The organism is Streptococcus mitis (genome assembly GCF_003942695.1).
Taxonomy (GTDB): domain Bacteria; phylum Bacillota; class Bacilli; order Lactobacillales; family Streptococcaceae; genus Streptococcus; species Streptococcus mitis_BD.
The window spans coordinates 64892-87268 of the sequence record NZ_RJNU01000006.1; the positions used below are offsets into that span (position 1 = coordinate 64892).

The window sequence follows — 22377 nt, forward strand, 5'->3', positions numbered from 1 at the left end:
CCTAAAGTCTAAACTCTTTTGTGTTTTTCTATCGCCTTTATCATCTCTAAAAAGGGCTAGAAAAAAGGACCTACTTAACAGATAAGCAAGCCCTCAAAATAGGTATGTCTAAAAACATACCCTCAACAGACTTACTCATTGTTAGGTGTTCCGGCACCTTGTAGAAACGTCGTGCCAATTCACGACATAAACAAGTAAAATGGTACTATAATAAAACGTCCAAGCGTTAATGTTATTATTTTACACTAAATAACTTTAGAAATCAAATATTTTGTTGACGTTTAGATGAAAAAAGCGAACAAACAGAAACCTACAAGACGATACAGTATTGTAGGTTTCGAATATTCTACTCGCTAAATCTTAAAAAATAGCCATCTGGATCCAAGACTGCAAATTCATGAGGGTAAATAAAGCTATCTCCCACTCGAAATTCTCTTTTGGTCAGCGGACGATGGATAGGATAGTCAGCTTCCAGCAGTTTTTGGTGGAGCTGAGGGACATCTTCAATGCCAAAGGAAATATTGACACCGCGCCCGAAAGGATAGGTTAGTTGGGCTAATTCTTCTGTGCTGCCTTCTTCTAGCATAAGTTGGCAGTCTTCAAGCGAGAGGAAGAGAAATTTCTCCTCTGGACGCTCGTATTCGACAGAAAATCCCAGCAAGTCGCAGTAGAAGTAGCGCGACTTTTCGATGTTGGACACCACAAATTCGGGGATGACAGCTTGATAGTCCATTAGCTTTCTCCTTAAAATTCAATTTCCAATACAATCGGCGTATGGTCTTGACGAGCTCCTGAGTCAATCATGTCTGACTTGGTCACCTTGTCAGCGATGCGGTTGCTAGTGAGCCAGTAGTCGATTCTCCAGCCTGTATTGTTGATTTTAGAAGTCTTGCTGCGTTGTGCCCACCAAGTGTAACGTTCTGGGACATCGCCGTGAATGTGGCGGAAGGTGTCGGTAAATCCAGTTTCCAAGAGGTTGGTAAATCCAGCACGTTCCTCGTCTGTAAATCCAGGTGAACGGCGGTTGCTGGCAGGGTTTGCAAGGTCGATTTCCTTGTGGGCTACATTGTAGTCACCCGTCGCAAGGACTGGTTTATGTTTGTCTAACTCAGCTAGATACTCAGCATATTTCACATCCCAGACTTGACGCTCTTCCAAACGTTTGAGACCATCGCCAGCGTTTGGAGTGTAAACTTGCGTTACGAAAAATGTATCAAATTCCAAGGTGATGATGCGACCTTCCAAGTCCATGGTAGACGGGGCTCCAATCTCTGGGAAGCTGATAGTTGGTGTGAGTTCTTTCTTATAAAGAAACATGGTTCCAGCATATCCTTTACGAGCAGGTTCTTGGGAAGAACGCCACGTGTTTTCATAGCTTGGGAAGAGCTCTTCTAAAATTTCCAGATGTTTTTTAGTAGGACCCTTGGCAGAAAGTTTGGTTTCCTGGATAGCGATAATATCAGCATTTTCGGCTACCAAGGTTTGTAGGACTTCTTGGGACAATTTTGCACGAGCTGAGTCGCTCGTTAGGGCTGCGTTGAGGGAATCAATATTCCATGAGATGAGTTTCATAAAGTTACCTTTTTCATTCAGATTACAGACTATATTATACCAAAAAAAGGCCTATTTCCCCAACGTATGGTTTGAAAAATCACCCTCTTTCGTTTATAATTAAGAATGATTTTATGAAAGGGAGTGAAAATAAATGAAATTTTACTCATATGACTATGTACTTAGCCAAATCAGTCAGCAAAATGGCATCATGATTGGCTTTGGAATTGTTCTCCTAGCTATCACAGGATTTTTTGCTTTTAAAGCCTATCGAGATAAAAAGGGGACTAAGTTTCGGGAATTGGTCATGATTTTGGCCTTGACCTTGGTGGTCATGCTTTTGGTGACAATCTCAAAATACCAGACCAATCAAGCCTCTAACAACCAATTTCAAACCTCCCTTCATTTCATCGAGCTTGTTTCCAAAGACTTGGGAGTGGATAAATCAGAAGTTTATGTCAATACTTCTGCAGATACGGATGGAGCGCTTGTCAAGGTAGGTCCAAATTTCTACCGCGCCATGAACGGGAGCCAACCAGACAAGTATCTTTTAGAGAAATTAGAATTGAATCAAACAGACGCTATTGAATTGGTGGAGGTAAACAAATGACACTCAATTATATGGAAATTTTAATCAAACTGGCCTTGGGGCTCTTCTCGCTTGTTTTTGTTATCAATGTGACAGGAAAGGGGAACCTAGCACCTAACTCTGCGACAGACCAAATTCAGAACTATGTTCTCGGTGGTATCATCGGTGGGGTGATTTACAATAGTTCTATCAGCATTCTCCAGTATGCAGTGATTTTGATGATGTGGACGATTTTGGTCTTGACCCTCAAGTGGCTCAATAACAATGTTCGTTTTGTCAAACGCTTGATTGATGGAAAACCAACTCTCCTTATCAAAAATGGGCAGATTGACCCAGAAGCCTGTCGTTCAGTTGGCTTGTCTGCATCGGATGTAGCCCTCAAACTTCGTAGCCAAGGAATTTTCCAGATGAAGCAAGTCAAACGAGCTGTGCAGGAGCAAAATGGCCAACTCATCGTAGTCCAAATGGGAGATGAGAATCCCAAGTATCCTGTTGTCACAGACGGTGTTATCCAAGTCGATGTTTTGGAATATATTGACCGTAGCGAAGAGTGGTTGCTTGATAATCTCAGCAAACAAGGGCATGACAATGTGGCCAATATCTTTATCGCTGAGTATGACAAGGGTGCCGTCTCAGTCGTAACTTATGAATAAGAAAAACCTGGGGTCTTGTACTCTTCAAAAATCAAATTCAAACTGCATCAACGTCGCCTTGCCGTATGTAGGTTACTGACTTCGTCAGTTCTATCTACAACCTCAAAGCAGTGCTTTGAGCAGCCTGCGGCTAGTTTCCTAGTTTGCTCTTTGATTTTCATTGAGTCTTGGCCTCAGGTTTCCATTTGCAATCAGAAAGGGATTTTATGTCCATTATTCAAAAACTCTGGTGGTTTTTCAAGTTAGAAAAGCGCCGTTATTTAGTCGGAATTGTGGCCTTGGTCTTGGTTTCCGTCCTCAATCTCATTCCCCCCATGGTCATGGGACGGGTGATTGATGCCATTACGTCGGGGCAATTAACCCAGCAGGACCTCCTTCTTAATCTATTTTATCTACTGCTGGCTGCCTTTGGGATGTACTATCTGCGCTATGTTTGGCGCATGTATATCCTTGGAACTTCTTACCGTCTAGGGCAGATCATGCGGTCTCGCCTGTTTGAGCATTTCACAAAAATGTCGCCAGCCTTTTATCAGACCTATCGAACGGGGGACCTGATGGCGCATGCCACCAACGATATCAATGCCTTGACTCGTCTCGCAGGTGGCGGTGTTATGTCTGCGGTGGATGCCTCTATCACGGCTCTGGTGACCTTGCTGACCATGCTCTTTAGTATTTCATGGCAAATGACCTTGGTTGCCATTCTTCCCTTGCCTTTCATGGCTTATGCGACCAGTCGTCTAGGGAGAAAGACCCACAAGGCCTTTGGCGAGTCACAAGCTGCCTTTTCCGAACTCAATAACAAGGTGCAGGAGTCTGTATCAGGTATCAAAGTGACCAAGTCTTTCGGTTATCAGGCAGATGAGCTGGCGTCCTTTCAAGCAGTAAATGAATTGACCTTCCAAAAGAACCTCCAAACCATGAAATACGATAGTCTCTTTGACCCCATGGTTCTCTTGTTTGTTGGTTCATCCTATGTTTTAACCCTCTTGGTCGGTTCCTTAATGGTGCAGGAGGGGCAGATCACTGTTGGGAATCTGGTCACCTTTATCAGCTACTTGGATATGCTGGTCTGGCCTCTTATGGCTATCGGTTTCCTCTTTAATATCACTCAAAGGGGGAAAGTTTCTTACCAGCGAATTGAGGATCTTTTGTCTCAGGAATCACCTGTAAAAGATCCTGAATTTCCTCTGGACGGTATTGAAAATGGACGTTTGGAGTACACCATTGACAGCTTTGCCTTTGAAAATGAGGAAACACTGACGGATGTTCACTTTAGTCTGGAAAAAGGGCAAACCCTAGGTTTGGTCGGGCAGACAGGCTCTGGGAAAACGTCCTTGATTAAGCTCCTCTTGCGAGAATATGATGTGGATAAGGGAGCTATTTATCTAAACGGTCATGATATTCGCGATTATCGTTTGACAGACCTTCGCAGTCTCATGGGCTATGTTCCTCAGGACCAGTTCCTCTTTGCGACTTCGATTTCAGACAATATCCGCTTTGGAAATCCTAACTTGCCTCTTTCAGCAGTCGAGGAAGTGACTAAGCTAGCTCAAGTTTACCAAGATATTGTAGACATGCCTCAGGGATTTGATACTGTTATCGGTGAAAAAGGAGTCAGTCTTTCTGGTGGTCAAAAGCAGCGTCTAGCCATGAGTCGAGCTATGATTTTAGACCCTGATATCTTGATTCTAGATGATTCCTTGTCCGCCGTGGATGCTAAGACAGAGTATGCGATTATCGACAATCTCAAGGAGACGCGTAAGGACAAGACAACCATCATCACGGCTCATCGTCTCAGTGCGGTTGTCCATGCAGATTTGATTTTAGTCCTGCAAAATGGCCAAATCATAGAACGGGGCACGCACGAAGAACTGCTAGCCCTGGATGGCTGGTACGCCCAAACATACCAGTCTCAACAGTTGGAAATGAAAGGAGAAGAAGATGCAGAATAAGAAAGAACAATTGGCTGTATTGAAGCGCTTGATGTCCTATCTCAAGCCCTATGGCCTCCTGACCTTTTTGGCCCTCAGTTTTCTCCTCGCGACTACGGTTATTAAAAGCATCATTCCACTTGTGGCTTCTCACTTTATCGACCAGTATCTCAGTAATTTTAACCAAATTGCTGTGACCGTTTTGCTGGTCTACTATGGCCTTTATATCCTACAAACTCTAGTTCAGTATGTTGGCAATCTTCTCTTTGCGAGGGTGTCCTACAGTATTGTCAGAGATATTCGTCGCGATGCCTTTTCCAATATGGAGAAACTCGGCATGTCTTATTTTGACAAGACACCAGCAGGTTCCATCGTCTCTCGTTTGACCAATGATACTGAGACCATCAGTGATATGTTTTCAGGGATTTTATCCAGCTTTATCTCAGCAGTTTTCATCTTTCTGACAACTCTGTACACCATGTTGGTGCTGGATTTTCGTTTGACAGCTTTAGTCTTGCTCTTTCTTCCCTTGATTTTCCTTTTGGTCAATCTCTATCGGAAAAAATCAGTGAAAATCATCGAAAAAACCAGAAGTCTCTTGTCGGATATCAATAGTAAGCTGGCAGAGAATATCGAGGGAATCAGGATTATCCAGGCCTTTAATCAAGAGAAGCGTCTGCAGGCAGAATTTGATGAGATCAACCAAGAACACTTGGTCTACGCCAACCGTTCTGTAGCCTTGGACGCCCTCTTTTTACGTCCTGCCATGAGTTTGCTGAAACTCCTAGGCTATACAGTCTTGATGGCCTACTTTGGCTACCGTGGACTTTCTATCGGGATAACAGCCGGAACCATGTATGCCTTTATCCAGTACATCAACCGTCTCTTTGATCCCTTGATTGAGGTGACGCAAAACTTTTCAACCCTTCAAACGTCCATGGTGTCTGCAGGGCGTGTATTTGCCTTGATTGACGAGACGACCTATGAGCCTCTTCAAGAAAATGGGCAAGTCAAAATCAAAGAGGGCAATATCCGTTTTGAACATGTGTGTTTCTCATATGATGGCAAACACCAGATCCTAGATGATATTTCTTTTTCTGTTAACAAGGGTGAGACCATTGCCTTTGTGGGGCATACAGGTTCAGGGAAATCTTCCATTATCAATGTCCTCATGCGTTTTTATGAATTTCAGTCAGGTCGAGTTCTCTTGGATGATGTGGATATCAGGAACTACAGTCAGGAAGAGCTGAGAAAGAACATCGGTCTGGTCTTGCAGGATCCCTTCCTCTATCACGGGACTATCAAGTCCAATATCGCCATGTACCAAGATATCAGTGATGATCAAGTAAAGGACGCAGCTACCTTTGTCGATGCAGATTCCTTTATTCAGGACCTTCCTCTGGGTTATGATGCACCTGTGTCTGAGCGTGGCTCGAGCTTCTCTACTGGCCAGCGCCAGCTTCTTGCCTTTGCTAGAACAGTCGCCAGTCAGCCTAAAATCCTGATTTTGGATGAAGCGACAGCCAATATTGACTCTGAAACAGAAAGCTTGGTCCAAGATTCACTGGCTAAGATGAGACAGGGGCGAACAACCATTGCCATCGCTCATCGCCTTTCAACTATCCAAGATGCCAACTGTATCTATGTTTTGGACAAGGGACGCATCATTGAGAGTGGAACCCATGAGGAACTCTTGACCCTGGGAGGAACCTATCACAAGATGTATCGTTTGCAGACTGGAGCCATGTCCTAATAAGAATTCCTCCAAATTACAGATTTCTTGTACCGCCTTTTCCATTTTGTGGTATAATGAAAAATGTTGACAAATAGTATAATGAAAACAAAGGAGAAACAGCATGCTGAAATGGGAAGACTTGCCCGTGGAAATGCAATCAAGCGAGGTTGAGTCTTATTACCAGCTTGTCTCTAAAAGGAAGGGTTCGCTGATTTTCAAGCGTTGCCTGGATTGGGTTCTGGCCCTGTTTTTGCTACTTTTGACTTCTCCCGTCTTTCTTATCTTGAGCATTTGGATCAAGTTGGATAGCAAGGGACCTGTCATTTACAAGCAAGAGCGCGTGACCCAGTACAACCGTCCGTTCAAGATTTGGAAGTTCCGTACCATGGTAACGGATGCGGATAAAAAAGGAAGCCTGGTGACTTCAGCCAATGATAGCCGCATTACCAAAGTAGGAAATTTCATCCGCCGTGTGCGCTTGGACGAACTGCCTCAGCTGGTCAATGTCCTTAAAGGTGAGATGTCCTTTGTAGGCACAAGACCTGAGGTGCCACGTTACACCGAGCAGTATAGTCCTGAAATGATGGCGACCTTGCTCTTACCAGCCGGAATCACCTCTCCAGCTAGCATCAACTACAAGGATGAGGATACGATCATCAGTCAAATGACGGAGAAAGGTCTATCAGTTGACCAGGCCTATGTCGAACATGTCCTTCCTGAGAAGATGCGCTATAACCTCGCCTATCTCCGAGAGTTTAGTTTCCTTGGAGACATCAAAATCATGTTTCAAACCGTGTTTGAGGTACTAAAATAAAGTAGTCATGAGAAAATGAGTACAGATAAAAGGAGCAAATCAATGCCAAATTACAATATTCCATTTTCACCACCCGATATTACAGAAGCTGAAATTGCTGAAGTAGCGGATACCCTACGTTCTGGTTGGATCACAACGGGTCCTAAGACAAAAGAACTGGAGCGTCGCTTGTCCCAATACACACAGACACCTAAGACTGTCTGCCTCAACTCTGCGACTGCCGCTCTTGAGTTGATTTTGCGTGTTCTTGAAGTGGGGCCTGGTGATGAAGTCATCGTTCCAGCTATGACTTATACGGCTTCATGTAGCGTCATCACTCACGTAGGAGCAACACCTGTCATGGTGGATATCCAAGCAGATACTTTTGAGATGGACTATGACTTGCTTGAGAAAGCCATTACTGAAAAGACTAAGGTCATCATCCCAGTAGAGCTTGCCGGGATTGTTTGTGACTATGACCGTTTGTTCCAAGTTGTTGAGAAAAAACGTAATCTCTTTACAGCTGCTAGCAAGTGGCAAAAGGCCTTTAACCGTATTATCATTGTCTCTGACAGTGCCCATGCTTTGGGATCTACTTACAAAGGGCAGCCGGCTGGTTCCATCGCTGACTTTACTTCCTTCTCATTCCATGCCGTTAAGAACTTTACAACGGCTGAGGGAGGAAGTGCTACTTGGAAAGCCAATCCAGCGATTGACGACGAAGAAATGTACAAGGAATTCCAAATCCTTTCCCTTCATGGTCAAACCAAAGATGCTCTTGCCAAGATGCAACTGGGTTCTTGGGAATATGATATCGTTACACCAGCCTACAAGTGTAACATGACGGATATCATGGCTTCGATTGGTTTGGTACAATTGGATCGTTACCCTGGTTTGCTGCAACGTCGTAAGGATATCGTGGATCGCTATAATCGTGGTTTTGCGGGGACTCGTATCCACCCATTGGCACACAAGACTGATACTGTCGAATCTTGTCGTCACCTCTATATCACCCATGTAGAAGGTGCTAGTCTAGAAGAGCGTAATCGTATCATCCAAGAATTGGCCAAAGCAGGAATTGCAAGTAACGTTCACTACAAACCGCTTCCACTCTTGACAGCCTATAAGAATCTTGGCTTTGACATGGATAACTATCCAAAGGCCTATGCTTTCTTTGAAAATGAAATTACGCTCCCTCTTCATACAAAATTAAGTGATGATGAGGTTGATTATATCGTTAAGACTTTGGTAAGAATTTCCGAAGAAATACTCGGTTCAGGAAAAAATCATAAAAAAATCTTGACAAAGATAGAACAATAACATATAATATTCTCAATAATCAGAAAAGTAACTATGTTTGATCTTCAGGGAGCCTGTGGTGATTGTGAATAGGTGGTTGAAAGTAGTGAAAGTGGGCTGATTTAAAAAATGAATTTGAAACAATGAAAATTCGGTACGCACACCTTACAGTGCAACTTGTTGTTAGACAAGGCAGAGATGTAAAGGGGATAGTCTCTTTACAATTGAGGTGGCACCGCGTTACCAACGCCCTCACACGGATTGATTTCTGTGTGTGGGCTTTTTTCATATCTTTAAATTAATACTGAAAGAGGAAAAATTTTATGACAACTAAAGGTTATTTTGGACAATTTGGTGGTAGTTTTGTACCGGAGCCGATTCAGGCTTTGTTGGATGAGTTGGAAGTGACATTTGATAAGTACAAGGATGATCCAGAATTTTTGGCAGAATTTCGCCATTACTTGAAGGACTATTCCGGTCGCGAAACACCACTTTATTTTGCGGAAAGTTTGACAGATCACTTGGGTGGGGCTAAGATTTATCTCAAGCGCGAAGACCTGAACCATCTGGGTTCTCACAAGCTTAACAACGTTTTAGGGCAAATCCTTCTTGCCAAACGTATGGGCAAAAAACGAGTGATCGCGGAAACAGGAGCTGGTCAACACGGTGTTGCGACTGCAGCTGCTGCAGCCAAGTTTGGTATGGCCTGTGATGTCTACATGGGGGCAGAAGATGTGGAACGTCAACGCCTCAATGTTTTCCGCATGGAGATGATGGGAGCAACTGTTCACGCGGTTGAAACGGGAACTCGAACTCTCAAGGACGCGGTTGATGCAGCCTTTGGAGCATGGATGAATGATCTTGAAGCCTTCTACGTTTTGGGATCTGCTGTAGGTCCTCACCCTTATCCTACCATTGTCCACGAGTTTCAAAAGGTCATCAGTGAAGAATCTCGCCGTCAAATCTTAGAAAAAGAAGGCCGTTTACCAGACTATGTCATTGCCTGTGTAGGTGGTGGTTCCAATGCCATCGGTGCTTTTTCACAGTATGTAGCTGATGAAGAAGTCAAATTGATTGGGGTAGAAGCCGCTGGTCACGGACTTGACACAGACAAGCACGCAGCTACTATGACAAAAGGTAGTGTCGGAATTGTCGACGGTATGAAGACTTATGCAGTCTTTAAGGAAGATGGAGAGCTGGCGCCAGTTTACTCTATCTCAGCTGGTTTGGACTATCCAGGGGTTGGTCCAGAACACGCCTACTTTAAAGACTCAGGTCGCGTGGAATATGTGGCAGCGACAGATGAAGAAGCTGTTCAAGCCTTGCTCCTTCTCAGCAAGACAGAAGGGATTATCCCAGCGATTGAAAGTTCGCATGCCATCGCAGAAGCAGTTAAACGTGCACCGAAACTAAGTAAAGATGAGATTATCATCATCAATGTCTCTGGTCGTGGAGACAAGGACGTAGCTGCGATTGCAGACTACCTAGAAGCTAAAAAATAAGAGATGGAAAAATTACAGTTATTTCTTTCACAGAGAGCTTGTGGTTGCTGGAAACAAGCAGAGAAAGCTGTAAGGTTGGGTCCATCTGAAACGAGAGAAGAAAACATAATTCTCAAGGGAGTGCCCTTTATCGCACAGCCTGTTACAGGAAGGTTCTGAGACAGGAATGAGAGATAGGAGAAATCCTATAATTGAGGTGGCACCGCGAATTTCGTCCTCACGCAAGTTATTTTGCGTGGGGATTTTTCATACAGTCGCCACGGACTAGAATTAGAACTGAAAGGGAAATTACAATGGAACGAATCATTCATGGAGATGTCTTATCACCAATCTTGGCTTATATGCGCCTAAAGGGGCAACACAAGGTGATCCTAGAAAGTATTCCGAGAGACAAGGAAACCGCTCGTTTTTCTATCCTAGCCTATAATCCAGTTTTTGAGATTCAGTTTGAAAATGGAGTCCTTTATCAAAATGGACAAGTGATTGATCGTGATCCCTTGGATTTTCTTTATGAAGTGACTCATAAGAGCCAGCACCATTCAGACCTCCCTTTTGGTGGGGGAGCCATTGGCTTTGTGGGTTACGATATGATTTCTCTATATGAAGAAATTGGACAAATCCCTCAAGATACGATTGGGACGCCAGACATGCATTTCTTTGTCTATGAGAGCTACATGGTCTTTGACCACAAGAAGGAAAAAATCCATGTCATCGAGGATGCTCTCTATGGTGAACGCAGTCAAGAAGATTTGGAAGAAGCCTTGAAGCAAGTGCTGGAGGAATTACGCATTCCTGTTTCAAATGAATTTGAAGATTTGGATCTATCTCCGCTCGATTTCAAACCCCATATCGCTCCTCAGAAGTTTGAGCAAATGGTCGAAACAGCTCGTGACTTGATTCGTAATGGCGATATGTTCCAATGCGTGCTCAGTCAACGTTTCTCAGCAGAAGTTACTGGAAATCCATTTGACTTCTACAGAAATCTCCGCGTGACCAATCCTTCTAATTACCTTTATTTCTATGACTTTGGAGATTATCAAATCATTGGTGCTAGTCCAGAAAATTTGGTTTCTGTCAAAAACGGCATCGTGACAACCAATCCGATTGCCGGTACACGACCAAGAGGAGCTACGGATGAAGAAGACAAGGCCTTGGCGACAGACCTGCTTTCTGATGAGAAGGAAACAGCAGAACATCAGATGTTGGTAGACTTGGGACGTAATGATATTGGTCGCATCTCTGAAACGGCAAGTGTCCAAGTTACCAAGTATATGGAAGTGGAGCTCTTCCGCTATGTCATGCATTTGACCAGTGTGGTCAAGGGTCGTTTGCTTCCAGAACTCACTGCCATGGATGCCTTGAAAGCTACACTTCCAGCTGGAACAGTTTCAGGAGCTCCAAAGATTCGAGCTATGAGACGCATCTATGAACTGGAAACAGAAAAACGGGGCGTATACGCAGGAGCAATCGGCTACTTGTCTGCTACAGGTGATATGGACTTTGCCATTGCCATCCGAACTATGATTCTTAAAAATCAAATAGCCTATGTGCAGGCTGGAGCAGGGATTGTCTACGATTCCATCACCCAAAACGAATACCAAGAAACCATTAACAAAGCAAAATCTATGACTAGAATTGGAGAACTAAGACCATGATTTTATTGATTGACAACTATGATTCCTTTACCTATAACTTGGCTCAATACATTGGGAATTTTGCAGAAGTGCAGGTCTTGAGAAATGATGATCCCAAGCTATATGAAGAAGCTGAAAAAGCAGATGGTCTGGTCTTTTCTCCTGGTCCAGGTTGGCCAGTGGATGCGGGAATGATGGAAGATATGATTCGTGACTTTGCTGGCAAGAAGCCGATTCTTGGAATTTGTTTGGGACATCAAGCCATCGCAGAGGTCTTTGGTGGACAGTTAGGCTTGGCTCCCAAAGTCATGCATGGGAAACAGAGCCATGTCAGCTTTGAAGCGCCTTCTGTTCTCTATCAAGGCATCGAGGATGGTCGTCCAGTCATGCGTTATCACAGTATTTTGATTGAAGAAATGCCAGAAGGCTTTGAAGTGACAGCTCGTTCGACTGATGACCAAGCTATTATGGGAATTCAACATAAAAACCTACCGATTTATGGTTTCCAGTACCATCCAGAGAGCATTGGAACGCCAGATGGCTTGTCTTCTATTCGGAATTTTATCGAGAAGGTTGTAAAGTGAGGAAACTAGGATGAAAGAGATTATTGAAAAACTAGCAAAATTTGAAAATTTATCAGGTGTGGAAATGACGGATGTCATTGAGCGTATTGTAACTGGGCGTGTTACTGAGGCGCAGATTGCTTCTCTCCTTTTGGCTCTTAAGATGAAGGGGGAAACACCTGAAGAACGCACAGCCATTGCCCAAGTCATGAGAGGGCATGCCCAACATATTCCAACTGAAATTCATGATGCCATGGACAACTGTGGTACAGGTGGGGACAAGTCTTTCAGCTTTAACATCTCTACAACTGCAGCCTTTGTCTTGGCTGGTGGTGGTGTTCACATGGCAAAACACGGTAACCGCTCGATTTCTTCTAAATCTGGTTCTGCAGATGTCCTTCAAGCATTGGGTATCAACCTAGACCTCAAACCAGCTGAACTAGGTAAGGTCTTTGATAAAACTGGCATCGTCTTTCTCTTTGCTAAAAATATGCACCCAGCTATGAAATACATCATGCCAGCTCGTTTGGAATTGGGAATTCCAACGATTATGAACTTGACTGGTCCCCTGATTCACCCAATGGCTTTGGAAACACAACTTCTTGGAATTAGTCGTCCAGAACTTATAGAAAGTACAGCTCAGGTTTTGAAAAATATGGGTCGCAAACGTGCCATCGTGGTTGCTGGACCAGAAGGGCTGGATGAAGCCGGCTTGAACGGAACAACCAAGATTGCTCTTCTGGAAAATGGCGAAATCACCTTGTCAAGCTTCACTCCAGAGGATTTGGGAATGGAATACTACGCTATCGAAGACATTCGTGGAGGCAATGCTCAGGAAAATGCAGAAATTTTGCTTAGCGTTCTTAAAAATGAACCAAGTCCATTCTTGGAAACGACAGTTTTAAATGCTGGTCTTGGTTTCTATGCTAATGGTAAGGTAGCTAGCATCAAGGAAGGAGTTGCCTTGGCTCGTCAAGTCATTGCTAGTGGCAAGGCCCTTGAAAAACTCAGACTGTTACAGGAGTACCAAAAATGAGTCAGGAATTTTTAGCACGAATCTTGGTGCAGAAGGCGCGTGAGGTTGAGCAGATGGAGCTGGAGGAAATCCAGCCCCTGCGCCAGACCTATCGCTTGGCTGACTATCTAAAACAACACCAAGACCGTTTACAGGTAATCGCTGAAGTCAAGAAAGCTAGCCCTAGTCTGGGAGATATCAATCTCAATGTGGATATTGTGCAACAGGCCCAGACTTATGAAGCGAACGGAGCAGTGATGATTTCTGTTCTGACAGATGAAGTTTTCTTTAAAGGGCATTTGGATTATTTGCGTGAGATTTCCAGTCAGGTAAACATTCCGACGCTTAATAAGGACTTTATCATCGATGAAAAGCAAATCATCCGTGCTCGCAATGCGGGTGCGACAGTCATCTTGCTCATTGTGGCAGCCTTGTCAGAAGAACGCCTTAAGGAACTTTACGACTATGCGACAGAGCTTGGTCTAGAAGTTTTGGTGGAGACTCACAATCTTGCTGAACTAGAGGTGGCTCACAGACTTGGTGCCCAGATTATCGGGGTCAATAATCGTAATTTGACCACCTTTGAAGTTGACTTGCAGACCAGTGTAGATTTGGCTAAACATTTCAAAAATGATTGCTTGTACATTTCTGAATCTGCCATTTTCACAGGGCAGGATGCAGAGCGAGTAGCACCATACTTTAACGGAATTTTAGTAGGGACAGCTCTCATGCAGGCAGAAGATGTAGCCCAGAGAATCAAGGAGTTGCAGATTGACAAAGGTTAAAATTTGCGGATTATCGACAAAGGAAGCGGTGGAAACAGCCGTTTCAGCAGGGGCGGACTACATCGGTTTTGTCTTGGCACCTAGTAAAAGACAGGTGACCTTGGATCAGGCTGCTGAATTGGCAAAGTTCATTCCTTCAGACGTCAAAAAGGTTGGTGTATTTGTTTCACCAAGTCGGGCAGAACTGCTAGAAGCGATTGACAAAGCTGGCTTGGATTTGGTTCAAGTTCACGGTCAGGTAGCGGATGATTTGTTTGAGGACCTGCCCTGTGCTAGTATTCAGGCTGTTCAGGTGGATGGCGAGGGTCATGTGCCCAATTCTCAAGCAGATTATCTACTCTTTGATGCTCCTGTGGCAGGAAGTGGCCAGACCTTTGACTGGGGTCAACTAGATACGACTGGACTAGCTCAGCCCTTCTTTATCGCAGGTGGGCTTAAGGAAGACAATGTAGTAAAAGCAATTCAACACTTTACTCCCTATGCAGTAGATGTATCGAGCGGAGTGGAGACAGATGGACAAAAAGATCATGAAAAGATTAGAAGATTTATAGAGAGGGTAAAGCATGGCATATCAGGAACCAAATAAAGATGGATTTTACGGAAAATTCGGAGGACGTTTTGTCCCAGAAACATTGATGACAGCAGTTTTGGAGTTGGAAAAGGCTTATCGTGAAAGTCAGGCAGACCCAAGTTTCCAAGAGGAATTAAACCAGCTCTTACGCCAGTATGTGGGGCGTGAAACTCCTCTTTACTACGCAAAAAACTTGACTCAGCATATCGGCGGAGCCAAGATTTATCTCAAACGGGAAGACCTTAACCATACAGGGGCCCACAAGATTAACAATGCCTTGGGACAAGTTCTTCTGGCTAAACGCATGGGTAAAAAGAAAATTATCGCTGAAACAGGTGCTGGTCAGCACGGTGTGGCAACTGCAACTGCTGCAGCCCTCTTTAACATGGAATGTACTATCTACATGGGTGAGGAAGATGTCAAACGCCAAGCCCTCAATGTGTTCCGTATGGAGCTTTTGGGAGCCAAGGTTGAGGCAGTGACAGACGGTTCGCGCGTGCTCAAGGATGCGGTCAATGCAGCTCTTCGTTCATGGGTGGCAAATATCGACGACACCCACTATATTCTTGGTTCTGCCTTGGGGCCTCATCCTTTCCCAGAAATCGTTCGTGACTTCCAAAGCGTTATTGGTCGAGAAGCTAAACAACAGTACCGTGACTTGACAGGACAAGATCTGCCAGATGCTTTAGTAGCCTGTGTTGGTGGTGGTTCTAATGCTATCGGGCTCTTCCATCCATTTGTAGAAGATGAGTCAGTAGCCATGTATGGAGCTGAAGCGGCTGGACTTGGTGTGGATACGGAGCACCATGCAGCTACCTTGACTAAGGGTCGTCCTGGTGTTCTTCACGGTTCTCTCATGGATGTGCTCCAAGATGCCCATGGTCAAATTCTTGAAGCCTTCTCTATTTCAGCAGGCTTGGACTATCCTGGTATCGGTCCAGAACATTCTCACTACCACGATATTAAACGTGCCAGCTATGTCCCTGTGACAGACGAAGAAGCCTTGGAGGGATTCCAACTCTTGTCTCGCGTGGAAGGGATTATCCCAGCCTTGGAATCTAGCCATGCTATCGCCTTTGCGGTGAAATTGGCCAAAGAACTCGGTCCAAACAAGTCCATGATTGTCTGCCTATCCGGTCGTGGGGACAAGGATGTGGTTCAAGTCAAGGACCGCTTGGAAGCAGATGCAGCAAAGAAGGGAGAAGCACATGCCTAAGACACTAACAGAAAAATTGAACGCTATTAAAGCAGCTGGAAAAGGAATTTTCGTTCCTTATATCATGGCTGGTGACCACGAAAAAGGTTTGGATGGACTTGGGGAAACAATCCACTTTTTAGAAGATTTGGGTGCCTCTGCAATTGAAGTGGGCATTCCCTTTTCAGACCCTGTTGCAGATGGACCTGTTATCGAAGAAGCTGGCTTGCGCAGTTTAGCCCACGGGACCTCTACACAGGCTTTGGTTGAAACCTTGAAAACCATTGAAACAGAGATTCCACTGGTCATTATGACCTACTTCAACCCCCTATTTCAGTACGGTGTGGAGAACTTTGTCAAAGATTTGGCAGATACAGCGGTTAAGGGCTTGATTATTCCAGACCTGCCTCATGAGCATGCCAACTTTGTAGAACCATTTTTGGCAGATACAGACATTGCCTTGATTCCCCTAGTTAGCTTGACCACAGGAATTGAGCGCCAGAAAGAGTTGATTGAAGGGGCAGAAGGATTCGTCTATGCAGTTGCCATCAATGGGGTGACAGGGAAATCAGGCAATTACCGTGCAGACTTGGACAAGCACTTGGCACAATTGCATCAAGTGACCGACATCCCAGTTTTAACAGGTTTTGGTGTATCTAGTCAAGCCGATGTAGAACGCTTCAATGCGGTGTCAGATGGTGTTATCGTTGGTTCGAAAATCGTAAAAGCTCTCCATGAAGGAGAGCCGATTCAGGACTTTATCAAACAAGCAGTAGCTTACCAAAAATAATCACACAAGCAGCGAGTAAGAGGAAAGGCACAAAAGGAAGTCTTTCCTTTTTCTTTTGCAGGAGAAAGGCTAGGATGCCCGTCGCAGAAGCAAACTGAATCAAGATGAGTAATTCTGTTGCGCTAAAGACGAGAGCGCAAGAAGCTAAAAAGAGAAAATCCCCTGCGCCCATGCGAATATCGATAAAATGAGCTAACATTCCAAGGATAAGGAAGAAAATCATGACCAGATCCCAGCCAGAGGAAACCATGAGGATTAGGTGGAAAGTCATCCAGACCAGTAAGGGATATTCCTGATGGTGAAAGTCGTAGATGCCCAAGGTCAAACCAGCAGTGATTAGGATGACTTGTCCCAAGGAAAGAAAGCCCCAATACCAAGATAGAAAGAGGAGCCCTAAGCCTAGTTCAAAGAGGGCATACCAGACAGGATATGTAGCCTTGCAGTAGCGACAGCGAAAGCGATTGAGCACCTGCGAGAGAATCGGAATCAAATCTAAGGGGCGCAAGCGAGTCTGACAGGAATCGCAGTGACTAGCAGGTTGGATAATGGATTGCTCTGGAAAACGGTCAATGACCAAACCAAGAAAGGAAGCGAGAATACTCCCGACAAGAAAAAAATAAATATCAATCATACTTATCTATTCGTAAAAAATAGGAGAAGTAGTATAATGGAGAAACATAGATAAGATGGTGAGGCAAAGATGATAATTCGTTTTGAAGAAAATGTGAGCACAGAAAATGCTCAGCTCGTATGCCAATGGTCCAACTCCCTAGGCAAATCCTTTCAAGAACAATGGATGGGAACAATGATTCCTTTTCCCTTGACAATTCAAGTCTTGCAAGATTTGGAAGGAATCTTTTCAATCTTTGCTGGACAAGAGTTTGTCGGGCTTGTCCAGAAAATCAGGCTAGAAGACAGGAATCTACATATCGGACGGTTTTTAATCAATCCCCAGAAACAGGGGCAAGGCTTAGGTAGTCAGGCCTTAAGGAAATTTGTTAGTTTGGTCTTTGAAAATGGAGACATAGATAGTATTTCTCTAAATGTCTTCGAGGCAAATCAGGCAGCCAAGCATCTTTATCAAAAAGAAGGATTTGAAATCGTTAAAACCATTGAAGCACCTGTACGAAAATACGTTATGAAAAAGTTTAGATAGAAAGCAAAAAGCCTTGGTTCCCAAAGCTTTTTTAATCTTATAAACTCATTAAAATAACTCCCAGTTAGATTTGGAATATTTTTTATTCTGTGTCATATAAAAATAAATAGAATGAATAGCTATAGCTAGAGCTAAAATGGTTGTAATACTTACTACTATTATAGGATTAGAAGCAAAGATTAAAGAGAGAATCAAGGCAGCCAGATAGAGTGTAGCTTGGACACAGTAGTAACTTTTCGAATAGCGAAGATAGTGTTTGTTATAGGGCCCATTTGCTAGGACAGCAGCTTGGAAGAGGCCAATTCCGATATAAAAGAAGCTGGTTGCAAAGAGAAGATTAGCTTCAGGATTCAGAAGAAAACTCATCGATACAGTCATCATCATAAGCTCAATGAAAATAGGATAGTGACTGTAAATTAGAAATAGCCCCTTTTGATTAGATTTTTCATCAATAGCATGGTCGAATTGACCAAAATAAAACAAGAACAGAGAAATCATAATAATGAAATAAAGAACCGAATAAATCGAGAAATTCTCGATTGTAAAGAAGTTAGCTAGCTCCGTAATCATCTCTCCAAACATAATAATGACAAGAAGGGAGATGCGCTCGATTAAATGGGGGAGATTTACCTGGTAATGCTTATCTTTATTAAGCAAGATACTTGGCATAATAAATGTTAGCAGAATACTAACAAATAAGATATAGACTCTAAGGTAAATAGGAAGAAGAGCTGTTAGATAGACTCCTAAACTTCCTAGACCTGTTATCCATAGAAAACCTTTGATACTTTCCCGATTAGCATCATCGGTTGATTTTCTAAAAAATTCAACCAAATATTGAAAAAATAAGGTAAGGGTTAATGTACCAATAGCCCAACAGAGATAATGAAAATATTGTTGCCAATCAGGTCCAATCATATTGGCTATAAAGAGTAAAATTCCCATTTTGATAAACATGATTACTATGTTAAATAAAGAGTTCTTTCCATAGCGATTGGTATAATCGGTTTGAATCATTCAGGAATCGATGAGAAACAAAGTAGCAATGAGAAAATCAAGGAAAGAATTCCAAGTCAAAATACCGTTATGAAGATGGTCAATTAAAGTAGTTACTTTTGAAATTGCAAAAACAAAAACTAAGTCATAAAAAAGTTCTGAAAATTCTACACGTTTATGTTTAATAAGAGTTGTCATCTTAAGACCTTTCTATTTTAGAAGTACAATTTATTATAACAGAAAATGGTAAAAAAAAAAAAGGAGATGCTTAAATAACTTCATGTGACGCGAATGAACTGCGCCACAAAAGTTAGGTTTTTTCTGTCTAACTTTTGGGGTGCAGTTCAGAAGGGGTGTTTTTTCTATCGTTTTTTAGTGCTAAGACTACACAAAAAAGCCTTGATTCCAAGGCTTTTTCCTGTTGTATTTAGATGCCCCCTACAGGGATTTGGAAAGGACTTTCATATTGAGAGCAATTAAAAATATTGAAATATAAGTGATTTTAGGTATTTTCAATGTCATGATTTAAAAATGGGACAAAAGTGGGGCAAAAACCATACAGATTCTAAACTGTATGGTTCTTTTTTTATCTAACCAAGAAAGGTTAAAACTTATTAAAACAAATGCAATCAACTGTTGAAAACTTTTTAGTCCGTGTAATATAAAAACAAGTAAAAAGTTGAACTATAGGGAATATTGTGTCATAATAGGTAATAGATGAATAATTAATAGATTGGAAATAATGCTTTCTTACCTTAACAAGTTGAATTGGTTATACATTTTTTCGTCGCAATTGTGTCTATCTCTCGAGTTTAGCTAGTTTTTATAAGCTCTGGTTTCTAATCAATATAACAAATTTTAGAAGTGCATAAGACAAGATGGTGACATTACTACAGTCATTTCTAGTCACCATATGTTGCTGGCACAGGCTGTTTGTAGTGTTGGCTATTTACTAGTCAGTTTAATCGGAGTGTTTAATTTTTATTGTTGAAAGGTTTTTATATGGCGAAAATTCTATCTTTAGGTCTGACAGGTAAGAAATTACTTGCTCAGGGGTTCTTGTTTGTTCTGCTAGGTCTTATCTTGATGGTCACGGGGACTTGGTTGCCAGTAAAGGTTATTCAACTGGTTCTGTTTTTAGCTTGGATAGCAACGGTCTTAGATTTAGTATTACGTATTTTCAAAAAAAGTCAGTCAACGGACACCTTGGGAGTTGCACTGGTTAAATTGTTAGTGCTGGGATATTTGCTTGGCTCCAATCTTGCGACGGATGTGCCGATTTATATTTTGGCTCTTGTGATTGGAATTTATCAGATTTTTCATGCTAGTATCAACCTTGTCACCTATCTTCTCTACCGCAAAAACAAAATTCGACCTCGTTTTCGTTTCTTACTAGATGGTCTCGTACTAGTTTTTCTTGGTGGGACTAGTCTTTTGTCCTCTACGGGAAATTCTGTCTTTCAACTCTTTGTTTTAGGGGCTTATTTTTTCCTTTATGGTCTGTCCAATATCCGTGACGGTTTCTTATTTGAAGGGGAAATTGGGAAAAACCATCTCAAACGTCGCATTAGAATTAGCTTACCTATTGTCCTAGCCGCTCTCATCCCTGCAAGAACTTTAGCAAAAATTAACAAATTTATGCTGGAAAATGCTGATGAGGAAGAAGATATCCATCTTGGAATAGTGAAGTCTGGTAAGACAGCAGAGCTAGAAATTTTTGTTCATACAGCTGAGACCTCCCTGTTTTCAGCTATTGGTCATGTGGATATCTGCTATCAGGGCCGTGTTATTTCTTATGGCAACTATGATCCGTCATCTGAGACCTTATTTGGCATGGTAGGAGATGGTGTCTTATATTTCTGTGATCGTGACAAGTACATTGACCTATGTAAACGTGAGAGTCAAAAAACGCTTTTTGGTTATGGGATAGATTTGACGCCTGAAATGGAAAAAGCAGTTCAGAAAAAGTTGGCTGAATTGAAACAACTGACGATTCCATGGGAGCCAAGTGCAGATAAAATCATGACAGGTGATGGTAAGGAAGACTACACCTACGCTTATAAAATCAGACATGAGACAGATGGGGAACTTTATAAATTTATCAAATCTAAGTTTAAATCCTACTTTGTCTTATCTACAAACTGTGTGCTCTTGGCTGATACCATAGTCGGTCAGGCTGGCACCGATATCCTCTCACCCAAAGGATTTATCGCTCCAGGAACTTACCAAGCCTACCTTAATCGAGAGTTTGAAAAACCAAATAGTATAGTCGTATCTAAACATGTTTATTAAGGAGAATTTATGAACTTAGTAAAAAAATACACCCCGTTAATACTTTTTATAGGGCTGGTTGCTCTTGTAATTCTGAATGCATCGAGCTTTATATCAGTAGCAATCTCTCTCTTTGATGTAATATCAACCTTGATTTATGGTGCTGTTATTGCTTTTGTGCTTAATGTTCCTATGAAAAAAATTGAACAGTACTTAGTTAAATTGAAGGTAAAGGCAGAGTTGCGTCGTCCGATTGCCATGGTACTTGTTTTCCTAGCTCTTATCTTAATCGTGATTGCTCTTTTGGTTTTGGTGCTGCCAACCCTAGCCCAGACTATTAGTCAGCTGGGAACAGTCCTTTCAACAGTCCTTACTCAACTTGGGAAATTGCTAGACAGCTCGGAATTTGTAACCAAAGACATGTTGTCAACTATCGTATCAGGCATACAGGGACAATCTAGTTCTATTAGCCAAGCTTTGATAGGTTTTTTATCAGGTCTGACTAGTAATATCGGCAATATTTTTTCAAGTTTGATGAATGCCTTTTTGATTATAGTCTTCACCTTTTCATTTTTATCCAGTAAGGAACATTTGGCAGCGATGACGAGTCGACTTCTAAAAGTTTTTCTTCCAGAGAAGGTGGTGATAAAGTTGACTTACATTGGACAAGTAGCACTAGAGACTTATGACCAATTTTTGATGAGTCAGCTGATTGAAGCAGTTATCATAGGAGTTATGATAGCGGTTGGTTACAGCGTGTTTGGGATACCCTATGGAGTAATGACAGGTATCTTTGCAGGAGTGCTATCGTTCATTCCTTATGTAGGGCCTATGATTGCTTGTGTTGTGGGAGCGATTTTTATCTTCACAGTGAGTCCTACTCAAGCCTTACTTTCTCTTCTTCTATATCAAGTTATACAGCTGATTGAAGGAAACCTTATTTATCCTAGAGTTGTAGGTCAGTCTATTGGTTTGCCAGCTATTTTCACGCTTGCGGCTGCTAGTATTGGAGGCAATCTCTTTGGCTTACTTGGGATGATATTCTTTACACCGATATTTGCTGTTATCTATCGACTGGTTAAAGAATTTGTCGTTGCAAAGGAAAATCAGGTAGATTAAGAAAAACTAAATTTAATAAGATATACTGAGAAGAGAGTGAGAGATTCTCTTCTCTTTTATTTTTAAATACTTTTCTACAAAAAGCTATTAGACGTTAAAAAAAGCCTTGGTTTCAAGGCTTATTTCTGTTGATTTAGATGTGCCCCCTGCAGGGCTCGAACCTGCGACCCATAGATTAAGAGTCTACTGCTCTACCAACTGATCTAAGAAGGCAAATAAAAAGCTGAGA

Annotated in this window: 20 protein-coding genes, 1 tRNA gene, 1 pseudogene, 1 riboswitch and 1 other annotated feature; of the genes and pseudogenes, 17 read left to right on the plus strand and 5 right to left on the minus strand. The window is 42.5% G+C overall.

The genetic code is table 11. From position 1 onward, the window contains the following. Positions 1-118: 118 nt before the first annotated feature. Positions 119-214: riboswitch (purine riboswitch) on the minus strand. A gap of 132 nt (positions 215-346) precedes the next feature. Next, positions 347-733, minus strand: coding sequence for a bleomycin resistance protein (locus D8852_RS05905; protein ID WP_061417284.1), 387 nt, complete (start codon positions 731-733; stop codon positions 347-349). Positions 734-744: 11 nt separating this feature from the next. Continuing rightward, positions 745-1572 carry an exodeoxyribonuclease III gene (locus D8852_RS05910; protein WP_084975818.1) on the minus strand — a complete coding sequence of 276 codons (828 nt, stop codon included), beginning with the start codon at positions 1570-1572 and terminating at the stop codon, positions 745-747. 133 nt (positions 1573-1705) lie between these two features. Between D8852_RS05910 and D8852_RS05915 the strand changes: the two genes are divergently transcribed. The 14 genes from D8852_RS05915 to trpA all read left to right on the plus strand — a co-directional run bounded on the left by D8852_RS05915 (position 1706) and on the right by trpA (position 16606). Then, a complete protein-coding gene (locus tag D8852_RS05915; protein WP_078238140.1) occupies positions 1706-2161 on the plus strand; it encodes a DUF3290 family protein in 456 nt (151 codons plus the stop codon). Next, positions 2158-2793 carry a DUF421 domain-containing protein gene (locus D8852_RS05920; protein WP_125424781.1) on the plus strand — a complete coding sequence of 212 codons (636 nt, stop codon included), beginning with the start codon at positions 2158-2160 and terminating at the stop codon, positions 2791-2793. The genes D8852_RS05915 and D8852_RS05920 overlap by 4 nt, the downstream gene beginning before the upstream one ends. A 206-nt stretch (positions 2794-2999) precedes the next feature. Next, positions 3000-4745, plus strand: coding sequence for an ABC transporter ATP-binding protein (locus tag D8852_RS05925; RefSeq protein ID WP_125424782.1), 1746 nt, complete (start codon positions 3000-3002; stop codon positions 4743-4745). Further along, positions 4735-6477, plus strand: a complete 1743-nt coding sequence (locus tag D8852_RS05930) for an ABC transporter ATP-binding protein (RefSeq protein WP_125424783.1) — start codon at positions 4735-4737, stop codon at positions 6475-6477. Before D8852_RS05925 ends, D8852_RS05930 begins: the two co-directional genes overlap by 11 nt. Before the next feature lie 103 nt (positions 6478-6580). Further along, positions 6581-7273, plus strand: coding sequence for a sugar transferase (locus D8852_RS05935; RefSeq protein ID WP_000922221.1), 693 nt, complete (start codon positions 6581-6583; stop codon positions 7271-7273). A 42-nt stretch (positions 7274-7315) separates the two neighbouring features. Continuing rightward, complete coding sequence (locus tag D8852_RS05940) at positions 7316-8572, plus strand: DegT/DnrJ/EryC1/StrS family aminotransferase (RefSeq protein WP_185755589.1); 1257 nt, start codon at positions 7316-7318, stop codon at positions 8570-8572. Positions 8573-8874: 302 nt separating this feature from the next. Next, positions 8875-10053, plus strand: coding sequence for a tryptophan synthase subunit beta (gene trpB / locus D8852_RS05945; RefSeq protein ID WP_009730495.1), 1179 nt, complete (start codon positions 8875-8877; stop codon positions 10051-10053). Further along, positions 10044-10275 (plus strand) — a binding site (T-box leader). Its footprint overlaps the gene before it by 10 nt. 71 nt (positions 10276-10346) lie before the next feature. Further along, positions 10347-11708: an anthranilate synthase component I gene (gene trpE / locus D8852_RS05950; RefSeq protein ID WP_009730494.1), complete on the plus strand. Its 1362-nt coding sequence runs from the start codon at positions 10347-10349 to the stop codon at positions 11706-11708. After that, positions 11705-12271, plus strand: a complete 567-nt coding sequence (locus D8852_RS05955; RefSeq protein ID WP_125424785.1) for an aminodeoxychorismate/anthranilate synthase component II — start codon at positions 11705-11707, stop codon at positions 12269-12271. Before trpE ends, D8852_RS05955 begins: the two co-directional genes overlap by 4 nt. A gap of 10 nt (positions 12272-12281) precedes the next feature. Then, complete coding sequence (gene trpD, locus D8852_RS05960) at positions 12282-13286, plus strand: anthranilate phosphoribosyltransferase (RefSeq protein ID WP_125424786.1); 1005 nt, start codon at positions 12282-12284, stop codon at positions 13284-13286. Continuing rightward, positions 13283-14050 (plus strand): indole-3-glycerol phosphate synthase TrpC, encoded by a 768-nt coding sequence (trpC, locus tag D8852_RS05965; RefSeq protein WP_125424787.1) that lies wholly within the window; start codon positions 13283-13285, stop codon positions 14048-14050. Before trpD ends, trpC begins: the two co-directional genes overlap by 4 nt. Then, on the plus strand, positions 14037-14636 hold the full coding sequence (locus tag D8852_RS05970) for a phosphoribosylanthranilate isomerase (RefSeq protein WP_125424788.1): 600 nt from the start codon (positions 14037-14039) through the stop codon (positions 14634-14636). Before trpC ends, D8852_RS05970 begins: the two co-directional genes overlap by 14 nt. Continuing rightward, positions 14614-15837: a tryptophan synthase subunit beta gene (gene trpB / locus D8852_RS05975; protein WP_020900370.1), complete on the plus strand. Its 1224-nt coding sequence runs from the start codon at positions 14614-14616 to the stop codon at positions 15835-15837. The genes D8852_RS05970 and trpB (D8852_RS05975) overlap by 23 nt, the downstream gene beginning before the upstream one ends. Continuing rightward, positions 15830-16606 carry a tryptophan synthase subunit alpha gene (trpA, locus tag D8852_RS05980; protein WP_084926225.1) on the plus strand — a complete coding sequence of 259 codons (777 nt, stop codon included), beginning with the start codon at positions 15830-15832 and terminating at the stop codon, positions 16604-16606. Before trpB (D8852_RS05975) ends, trpA begins: the two co-directional genes overlap by 8 nt. Here the strand turns inward: trpA and D8852_RS05985 are convergent. Further along, on the minus strand, positions 16578-17237 hold the full coding sequence (locus D8852_RS05985; protein ID WP_125424789.1) for a prepilin peptidase: 660 nt from the start codon (positions 17235-17237) through the stop codon (positions 16578-16580). The two genes, trpA and D8852_RS05985, sit on opposite strands and share 29 nt — an antisense overlap. Before the next feature lie 69 nt (positions 17238-17306). On the opposite strand from D8852_RS05985, the gene D8852_RS05990 reads away from it, so the two are divergent. Further along, positions 17307-17762, plus strand: coding sequence for a GNAT family N-acetyltransferase (locus tag D8852_RS05990; protein ID WP_093586549.1), 456 nt, complete (start codon positions 17307-17309; stop codon positions 17760-17762). Between the two features lie 48 nt (positions 17763-17810). Here the strand turns inward: D8852_RS05990 and D8852_RS05995 are convergent. Beyond that, positions 17811-18956, minus strand: a pseudogene (locus D8852_RS05995) (low temperature requirement protein A). 804 nt (positions 18957-19760) lie between these two features. Here D8852_RS05995 and D8852_RS06005 point away from each other — a divergent pair. Beyond that, positions 19761-21050, plus strand: a complete 1290-nt coding sequence (locus tag D8852_RS06005; protein WP_125425916.1) for a DUF308 domain-containing protein — start codon at positions 19761-19763, stop codon at positions 21048-21050. Positions 21051-21059: 9 nt separating this feature from the next. Beyond that, positions 21060-22148, plus strand: a complete 1089-nt coding sequence (locus D8852_RS06010; protein ID WP_185755590.1) for an AI-2E family transporter — start codon at positions 21060-21062, stop codon at positions 22146-22148. A 140-nt stretch (positions 22149-22288) separates the two neighbouring features. On the opposite strand, the gene D8852_RS06015 is transcribed toward D8852_RS06010, so the two are convergent. Then, a tRNA-Lys gene (locus D8852_RS06015) sits at positions 22289-22361 on the minus strand. Positions 22362-22377: the final 16 nt, after the last annotated feature.